Below are 18,151 nucleotides of genomic sequence, written 5' to 3' on the forward strand. Positions count from 1 at the left end.
TGGGGTTTTTCGCCCCCGCCGTCCTTACCGGGGTCAGGGGCGCGGGTCGCTGACATTGTGCGGCTCCGCCGCGTGAGCGCGACCAGCCCCCACCGGCCCGCAGCCGAAGGAACCCGGGGGCAGACGGCAAGCTGGCCGGCGGTGACTTGTCACCGCCGGCCAGCTCAGACAACCGCGTTACGACCGCGGCTTCTCGCGCATCTCGTACGTCGCGATGACGTCGTCGACCTTGATGTCGTTGAAGTTTCCGAGGTTGATACCACCCTCGAAGCCTTCGCGGATCTCGGTGACGTCGTCCTTGAAGCGACGCAGGCCGGAGATGGTGAGGTTCTCCGCGATGACCTTGCCGTCGCGGATGAGGCGCGCCTTGGTGTTGCGCTTGACCTCGCCCGAGCGGACCAGGACACCGGCGATGTTGCCCAGCTTGGACGACTTGAAGACCTCGCGGATCTCCGCCGTGCCGAGCTCGACCTCCTCGTACTCCGGCTTGAGCATGCCCTTGAGGGCCGCCTCGATCTCCTCGATGGCCTGGTAGATCACCGAGTAGTACCGGACGTCGACACCCTCGCGCTCCGCCATCTGCGCCGCGCGGCCCGCGGCGCGGACGTTGAAGCCGATGACGATGGCGTCGGAGCCGGTCGCCAGGTTGATGTCGGACTCGGTGACCGCACCCACACCGCGGTGCAGGACACGGATGTCGACCTCGTCGCCGACGTCGAGCTGGAGCAGCGAGGACTCGAGAGCCTCCACCGAACCGGACGCGTCGCCCTTGATGATGAGGTTGAGTTCCTGCACCAGACCGGCCTTGAGGGCCTCGTCCAGGTTCTCCAGGGAGAACCGGACACCCCGGCGGGCGAAGTTGGCGTTGCGCTCGCGCGCCGCGCGCTTCTCTGCGATCTGACGCGCCGTGCGGTCCTCGTCGACAACCAGGAAGTTGTCGCCGGCGCCCGGGACGTTGGTGAGACCGAGGACGAGGACCGGGGTCGAGGGACCCGCCTCTTCCACGTTCTCGCCCTTGTCGTCGAGCATCGCGCGGACACGGCCGTACGCGTCGCCGACCACCATGGTGTCGCCGACCCGCAGGGTGCCTCGCTGGACCAGGACGGTCGCGACGGCGCCACGGCCACGGTCGAGGTGGGACTCGATCGCGATGCCCTGCGCGTCCTGCTCCGGGTTGGCCCGCAGGTCGAGCGAGGCGTCCGCGGTCAGGACCACGGCCTCGAGCAGCTGGTCGATGTTCAGACCCTGCTTGGCGGAGATGTCGACGAACATCGTGTCGCCGCCGTACTCCTCGGCCACCAGACCGAACTCGGTGAGCTGACCGCGCACCTTCGTCGGGTCGGCACCCTCGACGTCGATCTTGTTGACCGCGACCACGATCGGCACGTCGGCCGCCTTGGCGTGGTTCAGCGCCTCGATCGTCTGGGGCATCACACCGTCGTTGGCCGCCACCACGAGGATCGCGATGTCGGTCGACTTCGCACCACGGGCACGCATAGCGGTGAACGCCTCGTGACCCGGGGTGTCGATGAAGGTGATGCGACGCTGTTCGTCGTTGACCTCGGTCGCGACCTGGTACGCACCGATGTGCTGCGTAATACCGCCGGCCTCGCCCGCGACGACGTTCGTCTTGCGGATGGTGTCCAGCAGTCGGGTCTTACCGTGGTCGACGTGACCCATGACGGTCACGACCGGCGGACGCGCGACGAGGAACTCCTCGCCACCCTCGTCCTCGCCGAACTCGATGTCGAAGGACTCGAGAAGCTCGCGGTCCTCCTCCTCCGGGCTGACGATCTGGACTTCGTAGTTCATCTCCTGGCCGAGCAGCAGCAGCGTCTCGTCCGAGACGGACTGCGTGGCCGTGACCATCTCGCCCAGGTTCATCATCACGGCGACGAGCGACGCCGGGTTGGCGTTGATCTTCTCCGCGAAGTCGGTGAGGGACGCACCGCGCGACAGTCGGACGGCCTGTCCGTTGCCGCGAGGCAGCATCACGCCGCCGACCGACGGGGCCTGCATGGCCTCGTACTCCTGGCGCCTCTGCCGCTTCGACTTGCGACCACGACGCGCCGGACCACCGGGACGGCCGAAGGCACCCTGCGTGCCACCACGGCCACCGGGACCACCCGGACGACCGCCGAAGCCGGGACGGCCACCGCCGCCGCCACCGGGACCACCGGGACGACCGGCGAAACCGCCGCCACCGCCACCAGGACCGCCGGGACGACCCGCGAAGCCGCCACCGCCGCCGCCACCGGGACGGCCGGCGAAGCCGCCGCCGCCTCCGCCGCCCGGACGACCGCCGCCACCGGGACCGGGACGACCGCCGCCGCCGCCGGGACCACGGCCGCCGGGGCCACCGCCACCGGGACGCGGACCCGCAGCGGGACGCTGCGGCATCATGCCGGGGTTCGGACGGTTACCACCGGGACCGCCGGGGCCGCCACCAGGACGGGGCGCCTGCGGACGGGGCATGCCGCCCGGAGTGGGACGGGAACCGCCCGGACCGCCCTGGGGACGCGGAGCGCCACCGGGACCGCCCTGCGGACGGGGACCACCCTGACCCGCGCCCTGCGGACGCGGACCGCCCGGGGCACCTCCGCCACCGGGACGCGGGGCGCCGCCGGGACGGGGCGCCTGCGGGCGCGCCATGCCAGTGGAGCCACCAGAGGTGAAGGGGTTGTTGCCCGGACGCGGGCCGGCCGGACGAGCGCCGGGACGCGGGGCCTGGCCGCCCTGACGCGGGGCGCCCTGACGGTCGCCACGCTCGGGACGGTCGCCGCGGGGACCACCCTGGCCGGGACCGGCCGGACGGGCACCGGGCTTGGGAGCACCGGGACGGGCGCCCGGACGGGCGCCGGTGGCCGGAGCCGCGGGGGCCGACGGGGGCGCGGTGAACTCGGGCGCGACCGGAGCCGGAGCCGCCGGAGCGGGCTTCGGAGCAGGCTTGGGACCCGGCGTGGGGCGCGGGCCCGGAGTCGCCGGAGTGACCGGAGTGACCGGAGTGACCGGCGCCGAGGGGCGCTCGGCCGCGGCCGGCTTCGGGGCCGGCGGGCGCGGGGCAGCCGGACGGGCGGCCTGCGCGGGAGAGGGGGCCGCCGGCTTGGCCGGGGCAGCCTTACGGGCGGAGGCGGGCTTGCCGCCACCGCTGCCCTGCTGGAGGGCGTCAGTCAGTTTGCGTACAACGGGCGCCTCGATCGTCGAGGACGCCGAACGGACGAATTCACCGAGCTCTTGGAGCTTGGCCATGACGACCTTGCTCTCAACCCCGAACTCCTTGGCGAGTTCGTATACCCGGACCTTAGCCACTTCGCTCCTTTTAGGTCCGGGTTGCGTCCGGACCGTCGCTACTTCATGGGCGTACTCATCGCGTGCTCATCGAGTGCTCATCGCAATCTCGACCTACTTCCAACTCGCGGGGTACCAGGGCCGCACGGGGGTTCCGCACGACACGTCTTACGGGGTTGTCTGCTCGACGTAGAGGCGCAACGCCGCTGTGTCGAGCGCTCCCGGGGCACGCAGCGCCCGTGGGAACGCCCGGCGGCGTACCGCCAGGTCGAGACAGACCAGGGCGGGGTGTACATACGCACCCCGGCCGGGCAGCGTACCGCGATGATCGGGGACGCATTCGCCCTCGACCGCCACGATCCGCAGCAGATCCGCCTTGGCCGCTCGCTCCCGGCACCCCACACAGGTGCGTTCAGGGCATGCGCAGGCTCGCGTCCGGCCAGACACTCCTAAGTCTACCTCCCCGTGCCGACCTCACCCCTTTGGGGCAAGAATCGAACAGTTGCCGCGCCAGATCTGTCGTGATCACAGCCAGCCGCGGCTTGGATCTATTCCCGGACCTACTCGGCGGGCTGCTCGGTGTCCGGACGGATGTCGATCCGCCAGCCCGTGAGCCGGGCGGCAAGCCGGGCATTCTGCCCTTCCTTGCCGATCGCCAGCGACAGCTGGTAGTCCGGGACCGTGACGCGCGCGGAGCGGGCCGCGAGGTCGACGACCTCTACCTTGGACACACGGGCCGGGGAGAGCGCGTTCGCCACCATCTCGGCCGGATCGTCCGACCAGTCGACGATGTCGATCTTCTCGCCGTTCAGCTCGGCCATGACATTGCGCACGCGGCCGCCCATGGGGCCGATGCAGGCGCCCTTGGCGTTGAGCCCCGACCGGGTGGACCGGACGGCGATCTTCGTACGGTGACCGGCCTCGCGCGCGATGGCGGCGATCTCGACGGATCCGTCGGCGATCTCCGGCACCTCCAGGGCGAAGAGCTTCTTCACCAGATTGGGGTGCGTACGGGACAGCGTCACGGACGGGCCGCGGACGCCCTTCGCCACTCGGACGACGTATGAGCGCAGGCGCAGGCCGTGCTCGTAGTTCTCGCCGGGGACCTGCTCCTGCACCGGCAGGATGGCCTCCAGCTTGCCGATGTCGACGAGGACGTTCTTGGGGTCGCGGCCCTGCTGGACCACACCCGTGACGATGTCGCCCTCACGTCCGGCGTACTCGCCGAGGGTCGCGTCGTCCTGCGCGTCCCGCAGGCGCTGGAGGATGACCTGCTTGGCGGTGGTCGCGGCGATCCGGCCGAACCCGGACGGGGTGTCGTCGAACTCGCGCGCCTCCTGCCCCTCCTCCAGGTCCTCGGGGTCCTCCTTCGCCCACACGGTCACATGGCCGGTCTCCCGGTTGAGCTCCACGCGCGCGTGGCGGCGGCTTCCCTCGGTGCGGTGGTAGGCGATGAGGAGGGCCGCCTCGATCGCCTCGACCAGCAGGTCGAAGGAGATCTCCTTCTCCCGTACCAAGCCCCGCAGGGCACTCATGTCGATGTCCACGGCTACGCCTCCTCCACGTTCTCTTCGTGCTGTTCGTTCTTGTTCTTACGGCTGAACTCGACCTGGACGCGCGCCTTGGCGATGTCCTCGAAGGCGAGACGCCGGGCGGTGGCCTTGCGTCCCTTCACTCCGGGCACTTCGACGTCGAGACCGTCGTCCTCGACCTTCATGATCCGGGCGACCAGGTCGCCGCCTTCCGCCAGTTGGAACTTCACCAGGCGGTCGGTGGCGCGTACGTAGTGACGGTGCTCCTTGAGCTCACGCTCGGCACCGGGGGTTCCGACCTCGAGGGTGTACTCGCCCTCGCCCATCGCGTCCGTCTCGTCGAGCTTCGCCGAGAGCGCGCGGCTCACATCGGCGATCGCGTCCAGATCCGCCCCGGTGTCGGAGTCGACGACGACGCGCAGTACACGCTTGCGGCCGACGGATTCCACTTCGACCTCTTCGAAGTCGAGGCCCTGGGAGCTCACGAGCGGTTCCAGCAGTTCTCGCAGCCTCTCGCTCTGGGTGGTGCTCATCCGGGTGACTCCTCGGCCGCGTGTGCTGTTGTGGGTTGGTCGCGTGTCAGGTCAAAGGGTATCCGGTCGCGGGGGGTGTTGCCGTCCATCGGGGCGGGGCGTATGGGGGGGCAGCCCGTCCGGCGTTTGAGGACGAGCGCGTCAGCGCGACAGCGGGGGTCTGGGGGCGGCATACGGGACGGGTAGGGGCGGAGGGGGCGAAGAACAAGCCTGGGCGTCCATGCGGGAGAGGCGCTGGCGAGTGATCGCCTCTGGCGCGGGTACCGTGATCACGGGCGGATCGCCCTCCCTTTCGTACGAGCCCTCCGAGGACGTCTGTCGTGCCGTTCACCCTGCCGTCGCGCCCCCCGTTGGGCCCGCGCCGAAGGCGCCTGCTCGCCTCGGCCGCGGGCGCCCTCGTGCTCGTGGGCTGCTCCGCCCCCGAGTCGTCCAAGGACACCACGGACGGCGGCAGCCCCTCGGCCGCGGACCGAGCACGCGCGCGTGCGGCCCGCGACAGCGAGACGCTGGCCGCGCGGTACACCGCCGTGATCACCGCGCACCCCGCGCTGGCGGAGCGGCTGCGCCCCCTGCGGGCGGAGGTCGTACGGCACGCGGAGGCCTTCGGGACCACCGGGAGCCGCCCGTCGACGCCCCCGTCGTCGGCGCCCCGGTCGTCGACGTCCCCCTCGGTCTCGGCCTCCGCATCGGTCTCGGCCTCCGCATCCGCAGCCGCCGACGCCTCCCCCGCCGTACCGACCGACCCGAAAGACGCCCTCAGCGACCTCGCCGCCGCCGAGCGCACCCTCGCGGACGAGCGCACGAAGGCCCTGCTGGATGTACCGGGAGAGCTGGCCAGGCTGCTGGCCTCGGTGGCGGCCGCCGGAGCCGCACACGCGTTTCTGCTGACGGAGGGGACGAAGTGAGCGAGACCAAGAGAACGAAGGAAACCAAGGCCGCCAGGGAAGCCCAGCTGAAGGCGCTGCAGGCCGCGCTGGGGGCCGAGCACGCCGTCGTCTACGGATACGGCGTCGTCGGCGGCAAGATCAGCGAGGCCCGGCGGGACGCGGCGCGGGCGGCGTACGACGCCCATCGCGCCCGGCGCGACGAGTTGACGCGGGCCGTGCGGGACCTGGGCGGCAAGCCCGACGCCTCCGCGGCGGCGTATGCGCTGCCCTTCGCCGTGAAGGACCCCGACACGGCGGTGCGGTTCGCGGCCGAACTGGAAGAACGCGTGGCCGGGGTGTATTCCGACCTCGTCCGCGCCTCCACGGGGGACGCGCGGCGCAGGGCCGCCGAGGCGCTGCGCGAGGCGGCGGTGCGCGCGGTGCGCTGGCGCGGCGAGAGCGTAGCCTTCCCTGGTCTCGCCGAGCGGGCGGCCACCCCGTCCGCGTCGGCACCCTCGCAGACGTAACGCGACCTGGAAGGGAACAACTCGCGCATGGCTTTCGAACCGCCGCAGCGCCTCGTACGGGCACTCGGCGAGACCCAGCGCAACGGCGCCGACGGGACCGGCGAGTGGCTGGACAAGCTGCCCGAGCTGGCCCAACAGGCCGTCGATCTACGCGAGTTGACGGTGGAGCGGGTGCAGGCGCCCGGCGGGCGCAGCAGCCTCGTCGTCCTGGTGCGGCTGGTCGACGGGACGCCCGCCGTGCTGAAGCTGGCGCCCGAGCGGGCCCGTCCGGAGAGCGAGCGGGCCGCGCTCGCCCACTGGGACGGACGCGGCGCGGTCCGGCTCCTCAACCCCGGCGACACCCACGGCGTACTGCTGCTGGAGCGGCTGCATCCGGAGATGAGCGTGCGATCGCTGCCCGAGGCGAAGGCCTTGCTGGAGGCGGCGGGGACGCTGCGGCGGCTGTGGATCGAGCCGCCGGCGGCCCATGTCTTCGAGACCGTCGCCGAGCGGACCGGGCGGCAGGCCGAGGCGATGCGTGCGACGGCGCGCACCGACGAGGAGGTCGCGCCCCTGGTGGACGCGGCGCTCGCGGCCCGCGATGAACTGCTCGCCGAACCGCCCGAGGAACGGCTGCTGCACGGCACCTTCCGGCAGAGCAAGGTACTCGCGGGTGACCGCATGCCCTGGCTGGCCGTGGGCCCCGACCCGGTGGTCGGCGAGTGTGCCTTCGACCTGGCCCGGCTGGTCCGCGACCGGGTCGAGGACCTGATCGCGTCTCCGTCCGGATCGACGATCACACGGCGGCGGGTGAAGCGCCTCGCCGAGTCCCTGGACGTGGACCAGGAACGGCTGCGGGGCTGGACCCTGTTCCGGGCGGTCGAGTCGGGGGTGCGGGCGCGGCGGGTCGGGCGTCCGCAGGACGCGGAGCTGCTGCTGGAGTTCGCCGGCTGGCTCTGACCGGTCGGTCGGTCGATCGCTCGCTGCCTGACGTTCATGACCGTCCCCGGCCGTAGCACGCTCTGTCACGTTCCACGGCCGGGGAACAGCACCCAGGCACCTCAGAAGAAGCCTCCGAGAGGCGTCCGTCACGCGGTCAGGCGGGCGATCGCCTCGTCCACCGTCAGCTCCTCGCGCTCGCCGGTGCGGCGGTCCTTGAGCTCCAGGACACCCTCGGCGGAGCGGCGGCCCGCCACCAGGATCTTCGGTACGCCGATGAGCTCGGCGTCCGTGAACTTCACGCCCGGGGAGACGCCGGCGCGGTCGTCGACCAGGACGCGGACGCCGGCCGCGGCCAGCTTGTCGGAGACGTCGAGAGCCAGCTCCGTCTGCAGGGCCTTGCCCGCGGCGACCACGTGGACATCGGCCGGGGCGACCTCCTTCGGCCAGCACAGGCCCTGCTCGTCGGCGTGCTGCTCGGCGAGGGCCGCGACCGCGCGGGAGACGCCGATGCCGTACGAGCCCATGGTCACGCGGACCGGCTTGCCCTGCTGGCCGAGGACGTCGAGCTGGAGGGCGTCGGCGTACTTGCGGCCGAGCTGGAAGATGTGGCCGATCTCGATCGCGCGGTCCAGCTTGAGGCCGGTGCCGCAGTTCGGGCAGGGGTCGCCTTCCTGCACGACCACGGAGTCGACGTACTCGTCGACCTCGAAGTCACGGCCCGCGACGACGTTCTTCGCGTGCACGCCCTCCTTGTTGGCGCCGGTGATCCAGGAGGTGCCGGGGGCGACGCGCGGGTCGGCGAGGTAGCGGACCTTCTCCAGGCCCTGCGGGCCGACGTAGCCGCGTACGAGGTCGTCGCGGCCCACGAAGTCCTCGGCGGTGACGAGTTCGACGGGGGCCGGGGCGAAGTGCGCCTCGACCTTGCCCATGTCGACCTCGCGGTCGCCGGGGACGCCGATCGCGACGATCTCGCCGTCCACCTTGATGAGGAGGTTCTTCAGGGTGGCGGAGGCCGGGACGTTCAGGTGCGCGGCGAGCGTCTCGATCGTCGGGGTGTCCGGGGTCGGGATCTCTTCGAGGGCGGGCACGCCGTCGGCGTCCACCGGCTGCAGCGCGTACGTGATCGCCTCGGTGTTGGCGGCGTAGTCGCAGTTGGGGCAGTCGGCGAAGGTGTCCTCGCCGGCGGCGGCCGGGGCGAGGAACTCCTCGGACTTGGAGCCGCCCATGGCGCCCGCGGTGGCTGCGCAGATGCGGTAGTCCAGGCCGAGGCGCGCGAAGATCTTCTGGTACGCCGCACGGTGCAGGGCGTAGGACCGGGCGAGGCCCTCGTCCTCCAGGTCGAAGGAGTACGAGTCCTTCATCAGGAACTCGCGGCCGCGCAGGATGCCGGCGCGCGGGCGGGCCTCGTCGCGGTACTTGTTCTGGATCTGGTAGAGGATCACCGGCAGGTCCTTGTAGGACGTGCACTGGTCCTTGACCAGGAGCGTGAAGATCTCCTCGTGGGTCGGGCCGAGGAGGTAGTCACCGCCCTTGCGGTCGTTCAGGCGGAACAGCTCGGGGCCGTACTCCTCCCAGCGGCCGGTCGCCTCGTAGGGCTCCTTGGGCAGCAGAGCGGGCAGCGAGACCTCCTGCGCGCCGATGGCGTCCATCTCCTCGCGGACGATCCGCTCGACGTTGGCCAGGACCTTCTTGCCGAGCGGCAGCCAGGACCACACGCCCGCGGCGGTGCGGCGCACATAGCCGGCGCGCACCAGCAGCTTGTGGCTGAGCACCTCGGCGTCCGCCGGGTCGTCGCGCAGTGTCTTGACCATCAACCGGGACATGCGCTGGACCTGGGCCATGATTCTTTACTCCTGCTGCTCAAGGGTGATGCCAGGAGGTTAGCCGGGCGGTACGGGACGGTGGAAATCGGCTAACGCCTGCGGAGCGGCAGATGGGCGCCCATCACGGCGTACGGCTTGGGGGCGCTGGGGAAGAAGACCTGGCGGGCGAGGTCCTCGTAGCCGAGGGAGTGGTACAGGCCGCGGGCGGGGCTGTCCGTGTCGATCGCGGAGAGGATCGAGCGGGGTTCGGCTGCGGTGTCCGTGATGCGGGTGATCAGGGCGCGGCCGATGCCGCGGTTCTGGTAGTGCGGGTGGACGTGCAGCTCGGTGATCACGAAGGAGTTGTCGAGCCAGTCGTCGTACCCCTGGGCGCGGAGGTAGGGCTCCACAACGGTGGACCACCAGTGCGTACGGTCGTTGGGCATGCCGTAGACGAAGCCGACGAGCCGTCCGCCGCGCGTCGTCGCGCCGAGCGCGCGGGCTCCCGGGTGGGTGAGGTGGCGCAGCACGATCTGACGTCGTACGGCGATCTCGTCGGGGCCGAGCCCGAAGGCGAGGGCCTGCACGGCGAGCGCCTCGTCGACGCGCGCGGCGAGATCCAGCGGGCCGATGACCACGTCGTCGGGGTTGCGGGGGCCCTGACCGGGGATGCGCAGCATGGCGGCGAGACTACCCGGCTATCAGTGAGGCGTGTGAGGTGCGGTAAGGCCCGACCTGGAGCGTCAGAACAGGACGCTCATGAAGGCGCCGACCTCCTGGAAGCCCACGCGGCGGTACGTCGCCCGCGCCGCCGTGTTGTAGTCGTTCACGTACAGGCTCACGACCGGGGCGACGTCCGCCAGGGCGAAGCGGAGGACGGCCGCCATGCCCGGGGCGGCGAGTCCCCGGCCGCGGTATTCGGGCGCGACCCAGACGCCCTGGATCTGGCAGGCCAGTGCGGTCGCGGCGCCGATCTCGGCCTTGAAGACGACCTTGCCGTTCTGGTCGAGGCGGGCGAACGACCGTCCGGAGCCGACGAGTTCGGCCACGCGTGCCTGGTAGAGCAGGCCGCCGTCACCGGAGAGCGGCGAGACGCCGACCTCCTCGGTGAACATGGCCACGCACGCCGGCATGATCGTCTCCATCTCGTCCTTGCGGATGCGACGGACGTACGGATCCGGGGTGATGTCGGCGGGGAGCCGGTCGGTGACCATCAGGGGCTGGTGGGGGCGGACCTCGCGGGCGGGGCCCCAGCTCGGTTCGAGCAGCCGCCACAGCTGGGCGGTGGGCTCGGCGGGGCCGACGATCGAGGAGCAGCGGCGGCCGGCCCGTCTCGCCCGGTCGGCGAAGGCACGGACGGCTCGGGGGGTGGCGCAGATCGGAACCAGGTTGGCGCCCGCGTAGCACAGGGACCGCAGCATGCCGTCCTCGTACCAGCCCCACATCTCGCCGCCGAGCCGCCAGGGGTCGAGGCCCGCGATCTGGACGCGGGACGCGACGAAAGCGTTCGCGACCGGCTCGTTGTCGAGGACGGCGAGTGCGGCGTCCAGGTCACTCGGTTCGAGGACCCTGGTGGTGGTCTGGGTCAACACGTGCGGGGGCCTCATCATATGGTCTGCTGATCTCCGCACTGTACCTGGCGGGGTTGTGCGGCGCCGCCCGTTGGCTGGGGCTTGGGGTTCTTCGCCCCTCCGCCCCTACCCGTCCCGTACCTGGGGAGCTCCGCCCCCCAGACCCCCCTCATCGCGCTTCGCGCTCGTCCTCAAACGCCGGACGGGCTGAGAATGGCCCGTCGGGCTGAGAACTGCCGGACGGGCTGAAACCTTCCCTCAGCCCGCCACCGACACCGAAGGCTCGCCGGAGGCGATTCCGTCGGCCTCCATCTGCTCGGCGAGCTTCATCGCCTCCTCGATGAGGGTCTCGACGATCTTCGACTCGGGCACGGTCTTGATGACCTCGCCCTTGACGAAGATCTGCCCCTTGCCGTTGCCGGAGGCGACGCCGAGGTCGGCCTCGCGGGCCTCGCCCGGGCCGTTCACCACACAGCCCATGACGGCGACGCGCAGCGGGACCTCCATGCCGGTCAGACCGGCGGTGACTTCCTCGGCCAGCTTGTAGACGTCGACCTGGGCGCGGCCGCAGGACGGGCAGGAGACGATCTCCAGGCCGCGCTGCTTGAGGTTGAGGGACTCCAGGATCTGGAGGCCGACCTTGACCTCCTCGGCGGGCGGCGCCGACAGGGACACGCGGATGGTGTCGCCGATGCCCTCCGACAGGAGGGCTCCGAAAGCCACCGCCGACTTGATCGTGCCCTGGAAGGCGGGGCCCGCCTCGGTCACGCCGAGGTGCAGCGGGTAGTCGCACGCGGCGGCCAGCTGCCGGTACGCGTTGACCATGACCACCGGGTCGTTGTGCTTGACCGAGATCTTGATGTCCCGGAAGTCGTGCTCCTCGAAGAGCGAGGCCTCCCAGAGGGCCGACTCGACGAGCGCCTCCGGCGTCGCCTTGCCGTACTTCTGGAGCAGGCGCTTGTCGAGCGAGCCCGCGTTGACGCCGATCCGGATCGGGGTGCCCGTGTCCTTGGCGGCCCGCGCGATCTCCTTGACCTGGTCGTCGAACTGCTTGATGTTGCCGGGGTTCACACGCACCGCGGCGCAGCCGGCCTTGATCGCCGCGAAGACGTACTTCGGCTGGAAGTGGATGTCCGCGATGACGGGGATCTGGGACTTGCGGGCGATGGTCGCGAGGGCGTCGGCGTCGTCCTGCGTGGGGCAGGCGACGCGCACGATCTGGCAGCCGGACGCGGTCAGCTCGGCGATCTGCTGCAGCGTGGCGCCGATGTCCGACGTACGCGTCGTCGTCATCGACTGCACCGACACCGGTGCGTCGCCGCCCACGGCCACGGATCCGACCTGGATCTGCCGGCTCTTCCGGCGCTCGGCCAGCTTGGTCGGAACGGACGGCATGCCGAGAGAAATCGCAGTCATCTGCTGTGCAACCCCAAGTTATGGATCAAGGTCCCGGAATCGTGGGCTCCAGGCTTCGAGATTACGGCACGGGCGCACGCCCGAGCACATCACGCCCCTTAAACCCACTCAATGGAAGGCGGCCGGGCACACAGGGTGCCCGACCGCCACAAACGCCGCGCGACTAGGAGATTCTCACCGGGTTAACGAGGTCCGCGATGAGCACCAGAACCGTGAAGCAGACGAAGATCCCGGCGACGACGTACGCCACCGGCATCAGCTTCGCGACATCGAACGGGCCCGGGTCCGGGCGGCGCAGCACCTTCGCCGTGTTCCGGCGCAGCGCCTCCCACAGGGCGCCCGCGATGTGCCCGCCGTCGAGCGGGAGCAGCGGGAGCATGTTGAACAGGAACAGGGAGAGGTTGAAGCCGGCGACCAGCATCAGGAAGAAGGCGAGCTGCTGGGTGGCGGGGATGTCGAGCGTGAAGATCTCGCCGCCGACGCGGGCCGCGCCGACCACGCCCATCGGGGAGTCGGGCTCGCGCGGTCCGTCGCCGAAGGCCGCGTCCCACAGGGCGGGGATCTTGGCGGGCAGGGAGATCAGCGACTCGACGCCGTTCTCCATCATGTCGCCCATGCGGTCCACGGACTGCCCGAAGGACTGCTCGACGATGCCGGTGGCCGGCGTGAAGCCGAGGAACCCGGCGTACACGTACTTGCCCTCGACATAGCCGCCGTCGCCGTCGGTCTTGCTGACCTGGTTCTTGATCAGGTGGGCGGTCAGATCGACCTTCTCACCCTTGCGCTCGACGGTGATCGTGACGTCCTTGCCGGGGTTGGCGCGGATGTCGGACTGCAGGGTCGACCAGTCGGCGACCGCCTTGCCGTCGAACGCGACGATCTTGTCGCCGCCCTGGAGCCCGGCGGCCTTGGCGGGCGCGGCCTGGTCGCCCTTCTCGCACTTCGACCGGTTCTCGCTCTGCTCGATGACACAGTCCGAGACCTTGCCGACCGTGGTGGTCTGGGTCTGGATGCCGAACGTCATCATCACGCCGAGGAAGATCGCGACGGCCAGGACGAGGTTCATGAAGGGGCCCGCGAACATCACGATGACGCGCTTCCACGGCTTGCGCGTGTAGAAGAGGCGGGTCTCGTCGCCGGGCCTGAGTTCCTCGAAGGCCGCCGACCTGGCGTCCTCGATCATGCCGCGGAAGGGAGACGTCGAACGGGCCTCGACCCGGCCGTCGGGACCCGGCGGGAACATCCCGATCATGCGGATATAGCCGCCGAGCGGCACCGCCTTGATGCCGTACTCGGTCTCGCCCTTCTTCCGCGACCAGATGGTCGGGCCGAAGCCGACCATGTACTGCGGCACACGAATCCCGAAGAGCTTGGCCGTCGACAGATGTCCCAGCTCGTGCCAGGCGATGGAGATGAGCAGGCCGATCGCGAAGACGACTATGCCGAGGATGAACATCAAAGTCGTCATGCACGAGCCTCCGCGGTTGTCGACACTGCCGTCAGTTCACGGGCCCGGGCGCGCGCCCAGGTCTCCGCTTCGAGGACGTCCGCGACGGTCAGGGAAGTTCCCGTACGAGGCGTGCCGTGTTCCTCGACCACCCTCGTGACGGTCTCCATGATCCCGTTGAACGGCAGTGTGCCGTTCAGGAACGCGTCCACGCACTCCTCGTTGGCGGCATTGAACACCGCCGGGGCCGTGCCCGCGAGCTCCCCGACGTGCCGGGCGAGCCCGACCGACGGGAACGCGTCGGTGTCGAGCGGGAAGAACTCCCAGCTCGACGCCTTGGTCCAGTCGAAGGCGGGCGCGGCGTCCGGGACGCGCTCGGGCCAGCCGAGCCCGATGGCGATCGGCCCCCGCATGTCCGGGGGCGTCGCCTGGGCGATCGTCGATCCGTCCGTGAATTCCACCATCGAGTGGACATACGACTGCGGGTGTACGACCACCTCAATGCGATCGAAGGGAATGTCGTAGAGAAGGTGCGCCTCGATGACTTCCAGGCCCTTGTTGACCAGGGTCGCGGAGTTGATCGTGATGACCGGCCCCATGGCCCAGGTGGGGTGGGCGAGGGCGTCGGCCGGGGTGACGTCCGCCAGCTCCGCCTTCGTACGGCCACGGAACGGGCCCCCGGAGGCGGTCACGACCAGCTTGCGTACGTCCGCCCTGGTGCCGGAGGCGAGGGCCTGGAAGAGGGCCGCGTGCTCGGAGTCGACGGGGATGATCTGACCCGGCTTGGCGAGCGCCTTGACCAGCGGGCCGCCGACGATGAGCGACTCCTTGTTGGCGAGCGCGAGGGTGCGGCCCGCCTCCAGGGCGGCGAGGGTCGGGGCGAGGCCGATGGAGCCGGTGATGCCGTTGAGCACGGTGTGGCAGTCGGAGGCGGCGAGCTGGGTGGCGGCGTGCGCGCCGGCCAGGATCTCGGGAAGGGGCTCTCCGGGGGCGTACTGCGCCGCGAGGGCCTCGCGCAGCGCCGGCACGACGTCCTCGCGCGCGACGGCGACCGTCCGCACCCTCAGCCGGTGGGCCTGCTCCGCGAGCAGGGCGACCCTGCCGCCCGCGGCGGAGAGTCCGGTGACCCGGAACCGGTCGGGGTTGCGCAGCACGAGGTCGATGGCCTGGGTGCCGATCGAGCCGGTGGAGCCGAGGATCACGACATCCCGGACTCCGTCGACGGGGTCGAAGACGAGATGCGGATCGGCGAGGGGGGCTGGACTGTCGCTCATCCCCCTATTGTGGCCGCAACGCGTCCCCCACAGGACAGGGCGCCCCTCTTTTCGCCTCGGCCTTTGAGGACAAGGCCGTTCAGGCTCACCCAGCCCGTCCGGCGTTTGAGGACGAGGCCGTTCAGGCCGATAGCGGGGGTCTGGGGGCGGTAGCCCCCAGGTACGGGACGGGTAGGGGTGGAGGGGGCGAAAAAAACTCAGCCGGTCACCGCTTGCGGCGGCGCGCCTTGGACCTGCCGGAGCGCGTGGCGGCGCGCCGCTCGCGCACCGGCTCGGCGGGACGATCCACCGGTGCCTCCGCCAAGGCGAAGTCGCCCTCGACCACACCCTCGGCGGTGTCCAGCGTCGGCGCGGTGAAGTGCAGCCCGTCGGTGGGCGCACGCCCCGTCTCGGCCCCCGGGGCGGCGGCGTCGAGGTTGAAGACGTAGCCGACGGACTCCTCCTTGATGGCGTCGGTCATCGCGCCGTACATGTCGAAGCCCTCCCGCTCGTACTCGACGATCGGCTCCCGGCCGAGGGTCCAGCGCAGGCCGATGCCGTCGCGGAGGTAGTCCATCTCGTAGAGGTGCTCGCGCCATTTGCGGTCGAGCACGGAGAGAACGACGAGCCGTTCCAGGTCGCGCAGGGACTCGGCACCGAGTTCGGCCTCGCGCTCCTCGTACCGGGCGTGGATGTCCGCCGTCACCGCTTCGATCAGGCCCTCGGCGGTCAGGCTCGCACGGTCCCCGGCCTCGTCCTCAAGGTCCTCGACCGTGATCCCCACCGGGTACAGCTGCTTCAGCGCGCCCCACAGCCGGTCGAGGTCCCAGTCCTCGGGGAAGCCCTCGGCGGTCTCCTGCTCGATATACGCCCGGACCGTGTCGTCCATGAAGTGCAGGATCTGTTCGCGCAGGTCCTCGCCCGCGAGGACGCGGCGGCGCTCGGCGTAGATGAGGGTGCGCTGCCGGTTGAGGACCTCGTCGAACTTCAGGACATCCTTGCGGGACTCGAAGTGCTGCTGTTCCAGCTGGGCCTGGGCGGAGGCGATGGCGCGGGTGACCATCTTGTTCTCGATGGGTACGTCGTCGGGGACGTTCGCCATGGCCATCACCCGGTCGACGACGTTGGCGCGGAACAGCCGCATCAGGTCGTCCTGGAGCGAGAGGTAGAAGCGGGAGGCGCCGGGGTCGCCCTGGCGGCCCGAGCGGCCGCGCAGCTGGTTGTCGATGCGGCGTGACTCGTGGCGTTCGGTGCCGAGGACGTAGAGGCCGCCGAGCTTCTTGACCTCGTCGTGCTCGGCCGCGACCGCGGAGGTGATCCGGCCGAGCACCTGCTGCCGCTCCTCGGCGTCCGCGTCCTCTCCGGTCGCGGCGAGCGCCATGGCTTCCGGGTTGCCGCCGAGCATGATGTCGGTGCCGCGGCCCGCCATGTTCGTGGCCACGGTGACCGCACCCTTGCGCCCGGCCTGCGCGACGATCTGGGCCTCGCGCCGGTGGTTCTTGGCGTTGAGCACCTCGTGCCGGATGCCCTGTTTCCTGAGCCGCGCGGACAGCACCTCGGACTTCTCGACGGAGGTCGTGCCCACCAGGATCGGCTGGCCCTGCGCGTGCTTCTCCGCGATGTCCGCGAGGATCGCGGCGTACTTCGCCTCCTCGGTGCGGTAGATCTGGTCGGGGTCGTCGCGGCGGACCATCGGCCGGTTGGGGGGGATCGGGATGACGTGCAGCTTGTAGATCTGGTGGAACTCGGCCGCCTCGGTCATGGCGGTGCCGGTCATGCCGGCGAGTTTCTCGTAGAGGCGGAAGAAGTTCTGCAGGGTGACCGTGGCGAGCGTCTGGTTCTCGTCCTTGACCGTCACGCCTTCCTTGGCCTCGATGGCCTGGTGCAGGCCCTCGTTGTAGCGGCGGCCCGCGAGGATGCGGCCGGTGTGCTCGTCGACGATGAGCACCTCGCCGTCCACGACGACGTAGTCCTTGTCCCGCTTGAAGTGTTCCTTGGCCTTGAGGGCGTTGTTGAGGTGGCCGATGAGCGGGGTGTGGTCGGACTCGTAGAGGCTGTCGATGCCGAGCTGGTCCTGGACGTACTCCACTCCGGCGTCCAGGATCGCCACCGTGCGTTTCTTCGGGTCGTACTCGTAGTGGTACCGGGTGCGCAGTTCGGCGAGGCGGTCCTTGTCGGCCTGCGTGGTGAACTGCTCCTCCTGCACCTGCACGCCCTTCATCCGCAGGGCGAACGTGGCGAAGGCGTCGTACCAGTGCGTGGGCTGATCGGCCGGGCCGGAGATGATCAGCGGGGTGCGCGCCTCGTCGATGAGGATCGAGTCGGCCTCGTCGACGATCGCGAAATGGTGGCCGCGCTGGACGAGTTCGTCCTGTGACCACGCCATGTTGTCGCGCAGATAGTCGAAGCCGAATTCGGTATTGGTGCCGTAGGTGATGTCGCAGGCGTACTGCGCGCGTCGTTCGGCCGGGGCCGACTGTGTTTTGATCACGCCGACGGTCAGTCCCATGAACCGGTACGCGCGCCCCATCCACTCCGCGTCCCGCTCGGCCAGATAGTCGTTGACCGTGACGAGGTGAACTCCCTTGCCGGCCAGCGCGTTCAGATACACGGGCAGGGTGCCGACCAGGGTTTTCCCCTCGCCGGTCTGCATTTCGGCGATATTGCCGAAATGCAGCGCCGCGCCGCCCATGATCTGGACGTCGAAATGGCGCATGCCGAGGGTGCGCCGGGCCGCCTCGCGCATCGCCGCGAAGGCCTCCGGCAGCAGGTCGTCGAGGCTCTCCCCCGCGGCGTACCGCTCCTTGAACTCCGGGGTCAGCGCCTTGAGTTCGTCGTCGGCCAGCCCCTTGAACTCCTCCTCGAGGGAGCCCACCTGCGCTGCGATGCGTTCGAGTCGGCGCAGCATCCGTCCCTCGCCGGCCCGCATGATCCTGCCGGTGATGGCGTCCAGACCTTTCCCTGGCATGGAATTCCCCCACAACTCAGCACAACT

14 protein-coding genes are annotated in these 18,151 nt (G+C 70.4%); 3 read left to right on the forward strand and 11 right to left on the reverse strand.

The window, feature by feature from the left end; translation table 11 throughout:
• Positions 1-177 precede the first annotated feature (177 nt).
• The 4 genes from infB to rimP form a co-directional block, all read right to left on the reverse strand.
• Positions 178-3,309: a translation initiation factor IF-2 gene (gene infB / locus C4B68_RS10825; protein ID WP_099502561.1), complete on the reverse strand. Its 3,132-nt coding sequence runs from the start codon at positions 3,307-3,309 to the stop codon at positions 178-180.
• Positions 3,310-3,456: 147 nt separating this feature from the next.
• Entirely contained in the window at positions 3,457-3,735 is a 279-nt protein-coding gene (locus C4B68_RS10830; protein WP_099502562.1) for a YlxR family protein, read from the reverse strand.
• 113 nt (positions 3,736-3,848) lie between these two features.
• Positions 3,849-4,835 (reverse strand): transcription termination factor NusA, encoded by a 987-nt coding sequence (nusA, locus tag C4B68_RS10835; RefSeq protein ID WP_099502563.1) that lies wholly within the window; start codon positions 4,833-4,835, stop codon positions 3,849-3,851.
• 2 nt (positions 4,836-4,837) lie between these two features.
• On the reverse strand, positions 4,838-5,353 hold the full coding sequence (gene rimP, locus C4B68_RS10840) for a ribosome maturation factor RimP (protein ID WP_099502564.1): 516 nt from the start codon (positions 5,351-5,353) through the stop codon (positions 4,838-4,840).
• Positions 5,354-5,673: 320 nt separating this feature from the next.
• Between rimP and C4B68_RS10845 the strand changes: the two genes are divergently transcribed.
• From C4B68_RS10845 to C4B68_RS10855, 3 genes are read left to right on the forward strand one after another with little or no spacing between them, the layout of a single operon-like run.
• The gene (locus C4B68_RS10845) at positions 5,674-6,258 is read left to right on the forward strand and encodes a hypothetical protein (RefSeq protein ID WP_099502565.1); all 585 of its coding nucleotides are present in this window, start codon (positions 5,674-5,676) and stop codon (positions 6,256-6,258) included.
• A complete protein-coding gene (locus C4B68_RS10850) occupies positions 6,255-6,746 on the forward strand; it encodes a ferritin-like domain-containing protein (protein ID WP_099502566.1) in 492 nt (163 codons plus the stop codon). The genes C4B68_RS10845 and C4B68_RS10850 overlap by 4 nt, the downstream gene beginning before the upstream one ends.
• A 27-nt stretch (positions 6,747-6,773) precedes the next feature.
• The gene (locus tag C4B68_RS10855) at positions 6,774-7,685 is read left to right on the forward strand and encodes an aminoglycoside phosphotransferase family protein (protein WP_099502567.1); all 912 of its coding nucleotides are present in this window, start codon (positions 6,774-6,776) and stop codon (positions 7,683-7,685) included.
• A 128-nt stretch (positions 7,686-7,813) separates the two neighbouring features.
• Here C4B68_RS10855 and C4B68_RS10860 read toward each other — a convergent pair whose 3' ends face one another.
• The 7 genes from C4B68_RS10860 to secA all read right to left on the reverse strand — a co-directional run bounded on the left by C4B68_RS10860 (position 7,814) and on the right by secA (position 18,124).
• Positions 7,814-9,508: a proline--tRNA ligase gene (locus C4B68_RS10860; protein WP_099502568.1), complete on the reverse strand. Its 1,695-nt coding sequence runs from the start codon at positions 9,506-9,508 to the stop codon at positions 7,814-7,816.
• A gap of 71 nt (positions 9,509-9,579) precedes the next feature.
• Positions 9,580-10,149 (reverse strand): GNAT family N-acetyltransferase, encoded by a 570-nt coding sequence (locus tag C4B68_RS10865; protein ID WP_099502569.1) that lies wholly within the window; start codon positions 10,147-10,149, stop codon positions 9,580-9,582.
• A gap of 63 nt (positions 10,150-10,212) precedes the next feature.
• On the reverse strand, positions 10,213-11,061 hold the full coding sequence (locus tag C4B68_RS10870; protein WP_167459068.1) for a GNAT family N-acetyltransferase: 849 nt from the start codon (positions 11,059-11,061) through the stop codon (positions 10,213-10,215).
• Positions 11,062-11,298: 237 nt separating this feature from the next.
• Positions 11,299-12,456: a flavodoxin-dependent (E)-4-hydroxy-3-methylbut-2-enyl-diphosphate synthase gene (gene ispG / locus C4B68_RS10875; protein ID WP_099502570.1), complete on the reverse strand. Its 1,158-nt coding sequence runs from the start codon at positions 12,454-12,456 to the stop codon at positions 11,299-11,301.
• Positions 12,457-12,619: 163 nt separating this feature from the next.
• A complete protein-coding gene (locus C4B68_RS10880) occupies positions 12,620-13,912 on the reverse strand; it encodes a M50 family metallopeptidase (RefSeq protein WP_180289287.1) in 1,293 nt (430 codons plus the stop codon).
• Positions 13,913-13,920: 8 nt separating this feature from the next.
• Complete coding sequence (gene dxr / locus C4B68_RS10885) at positions 13,921-15,177, reverse strand: 1-deoxy-D-xylulose-5-phosphate reductoisomerase (RefSeq protein WP_099502572.1); 1,257 nt, start codon at positions 15,175-15,177, stop codon at positions 13,921-13,923.
• Between the two features lie 205 nt (positions 15,178-15,382).
• Positions 15,383-18,124, reverse strand: coding sequence for a preprotein translocase subunit SecA (secA, locus tag C4B68_RS10890; protein WP_099502573.1), 2,742 nt, complete (start codon positions 18,122-18,124; stop codon positions 15,383-15,385).
• Positions 18,125-18,151 lie beyond the last annotated feature (27 nt).

Source organism: Streptomyces dengpaensis, from assembly GCF_002946835.1.
Lineage (GTDB): Bacteria > Actinomycetota > Actinomycetes > Streptomycetales > Streptomycetaceae > Streptomyces > Streptomyces dengpaensis.

Bases quoted from the DNA above. Each gene is read 5' to 3' on its own strand.
- C4B68_RS10855 (WP_099502567.1), top strand. From the start codon at position 6,774: ATGGCTTTCGAACCGCCGCAGCGCCTCGTACGGGCACTCGGCGAGACC.
- C4B68_RS10880 (WP_180289287.1), bottom strand. From the start codon at position 13,912: ATGTTCATCCTCGGCATAGTCGTCTTCGCGATCGGCCTGCTCATCTCC.
- ispG (WP_099502570.1), bottom strand. From the start codon at position 12,456: ATGACTGCGATTTCTCTCGGCATGCCGTCCGTTCCGACCAAGCTGGCC.
- secA (WP_099502573.1), bottom strand. From the start codon at position 18,124: ATGCCAGGGAAAGGTCTGGACGCCATCACCGGCAGGATCATGCGGGCC.
- dxr (WP_099502572.1), bottom strand. From the start codon at position 15,177: ATGAGCGACAGTCCAGCCCCCCTCGCCGATCCGCATCTCGTCTTCGAC.
- C4B68_RS10865 (WP_099502569.1), bottom strand. From the start codon at position 10,149: ATGCTGCGCATCCCCGGTCAGGGCCCCCGCAACCCCGACGACGTGGTC.
- C4B68_RS10860 (WP_099502568.1), bottom strand. From the start codon at position 9,508: ATGGCCCAGGTCCAGCGCATGTCCCGGTTGATGGTCAAGACACTGCGC.
- rimP (WP_099502564.1), bottom strand. From the start codon at position 5,353: ATGAGCACCACCCAGAGCGAGAGGCTGCGAGAACTGCTGGAACCGCTC.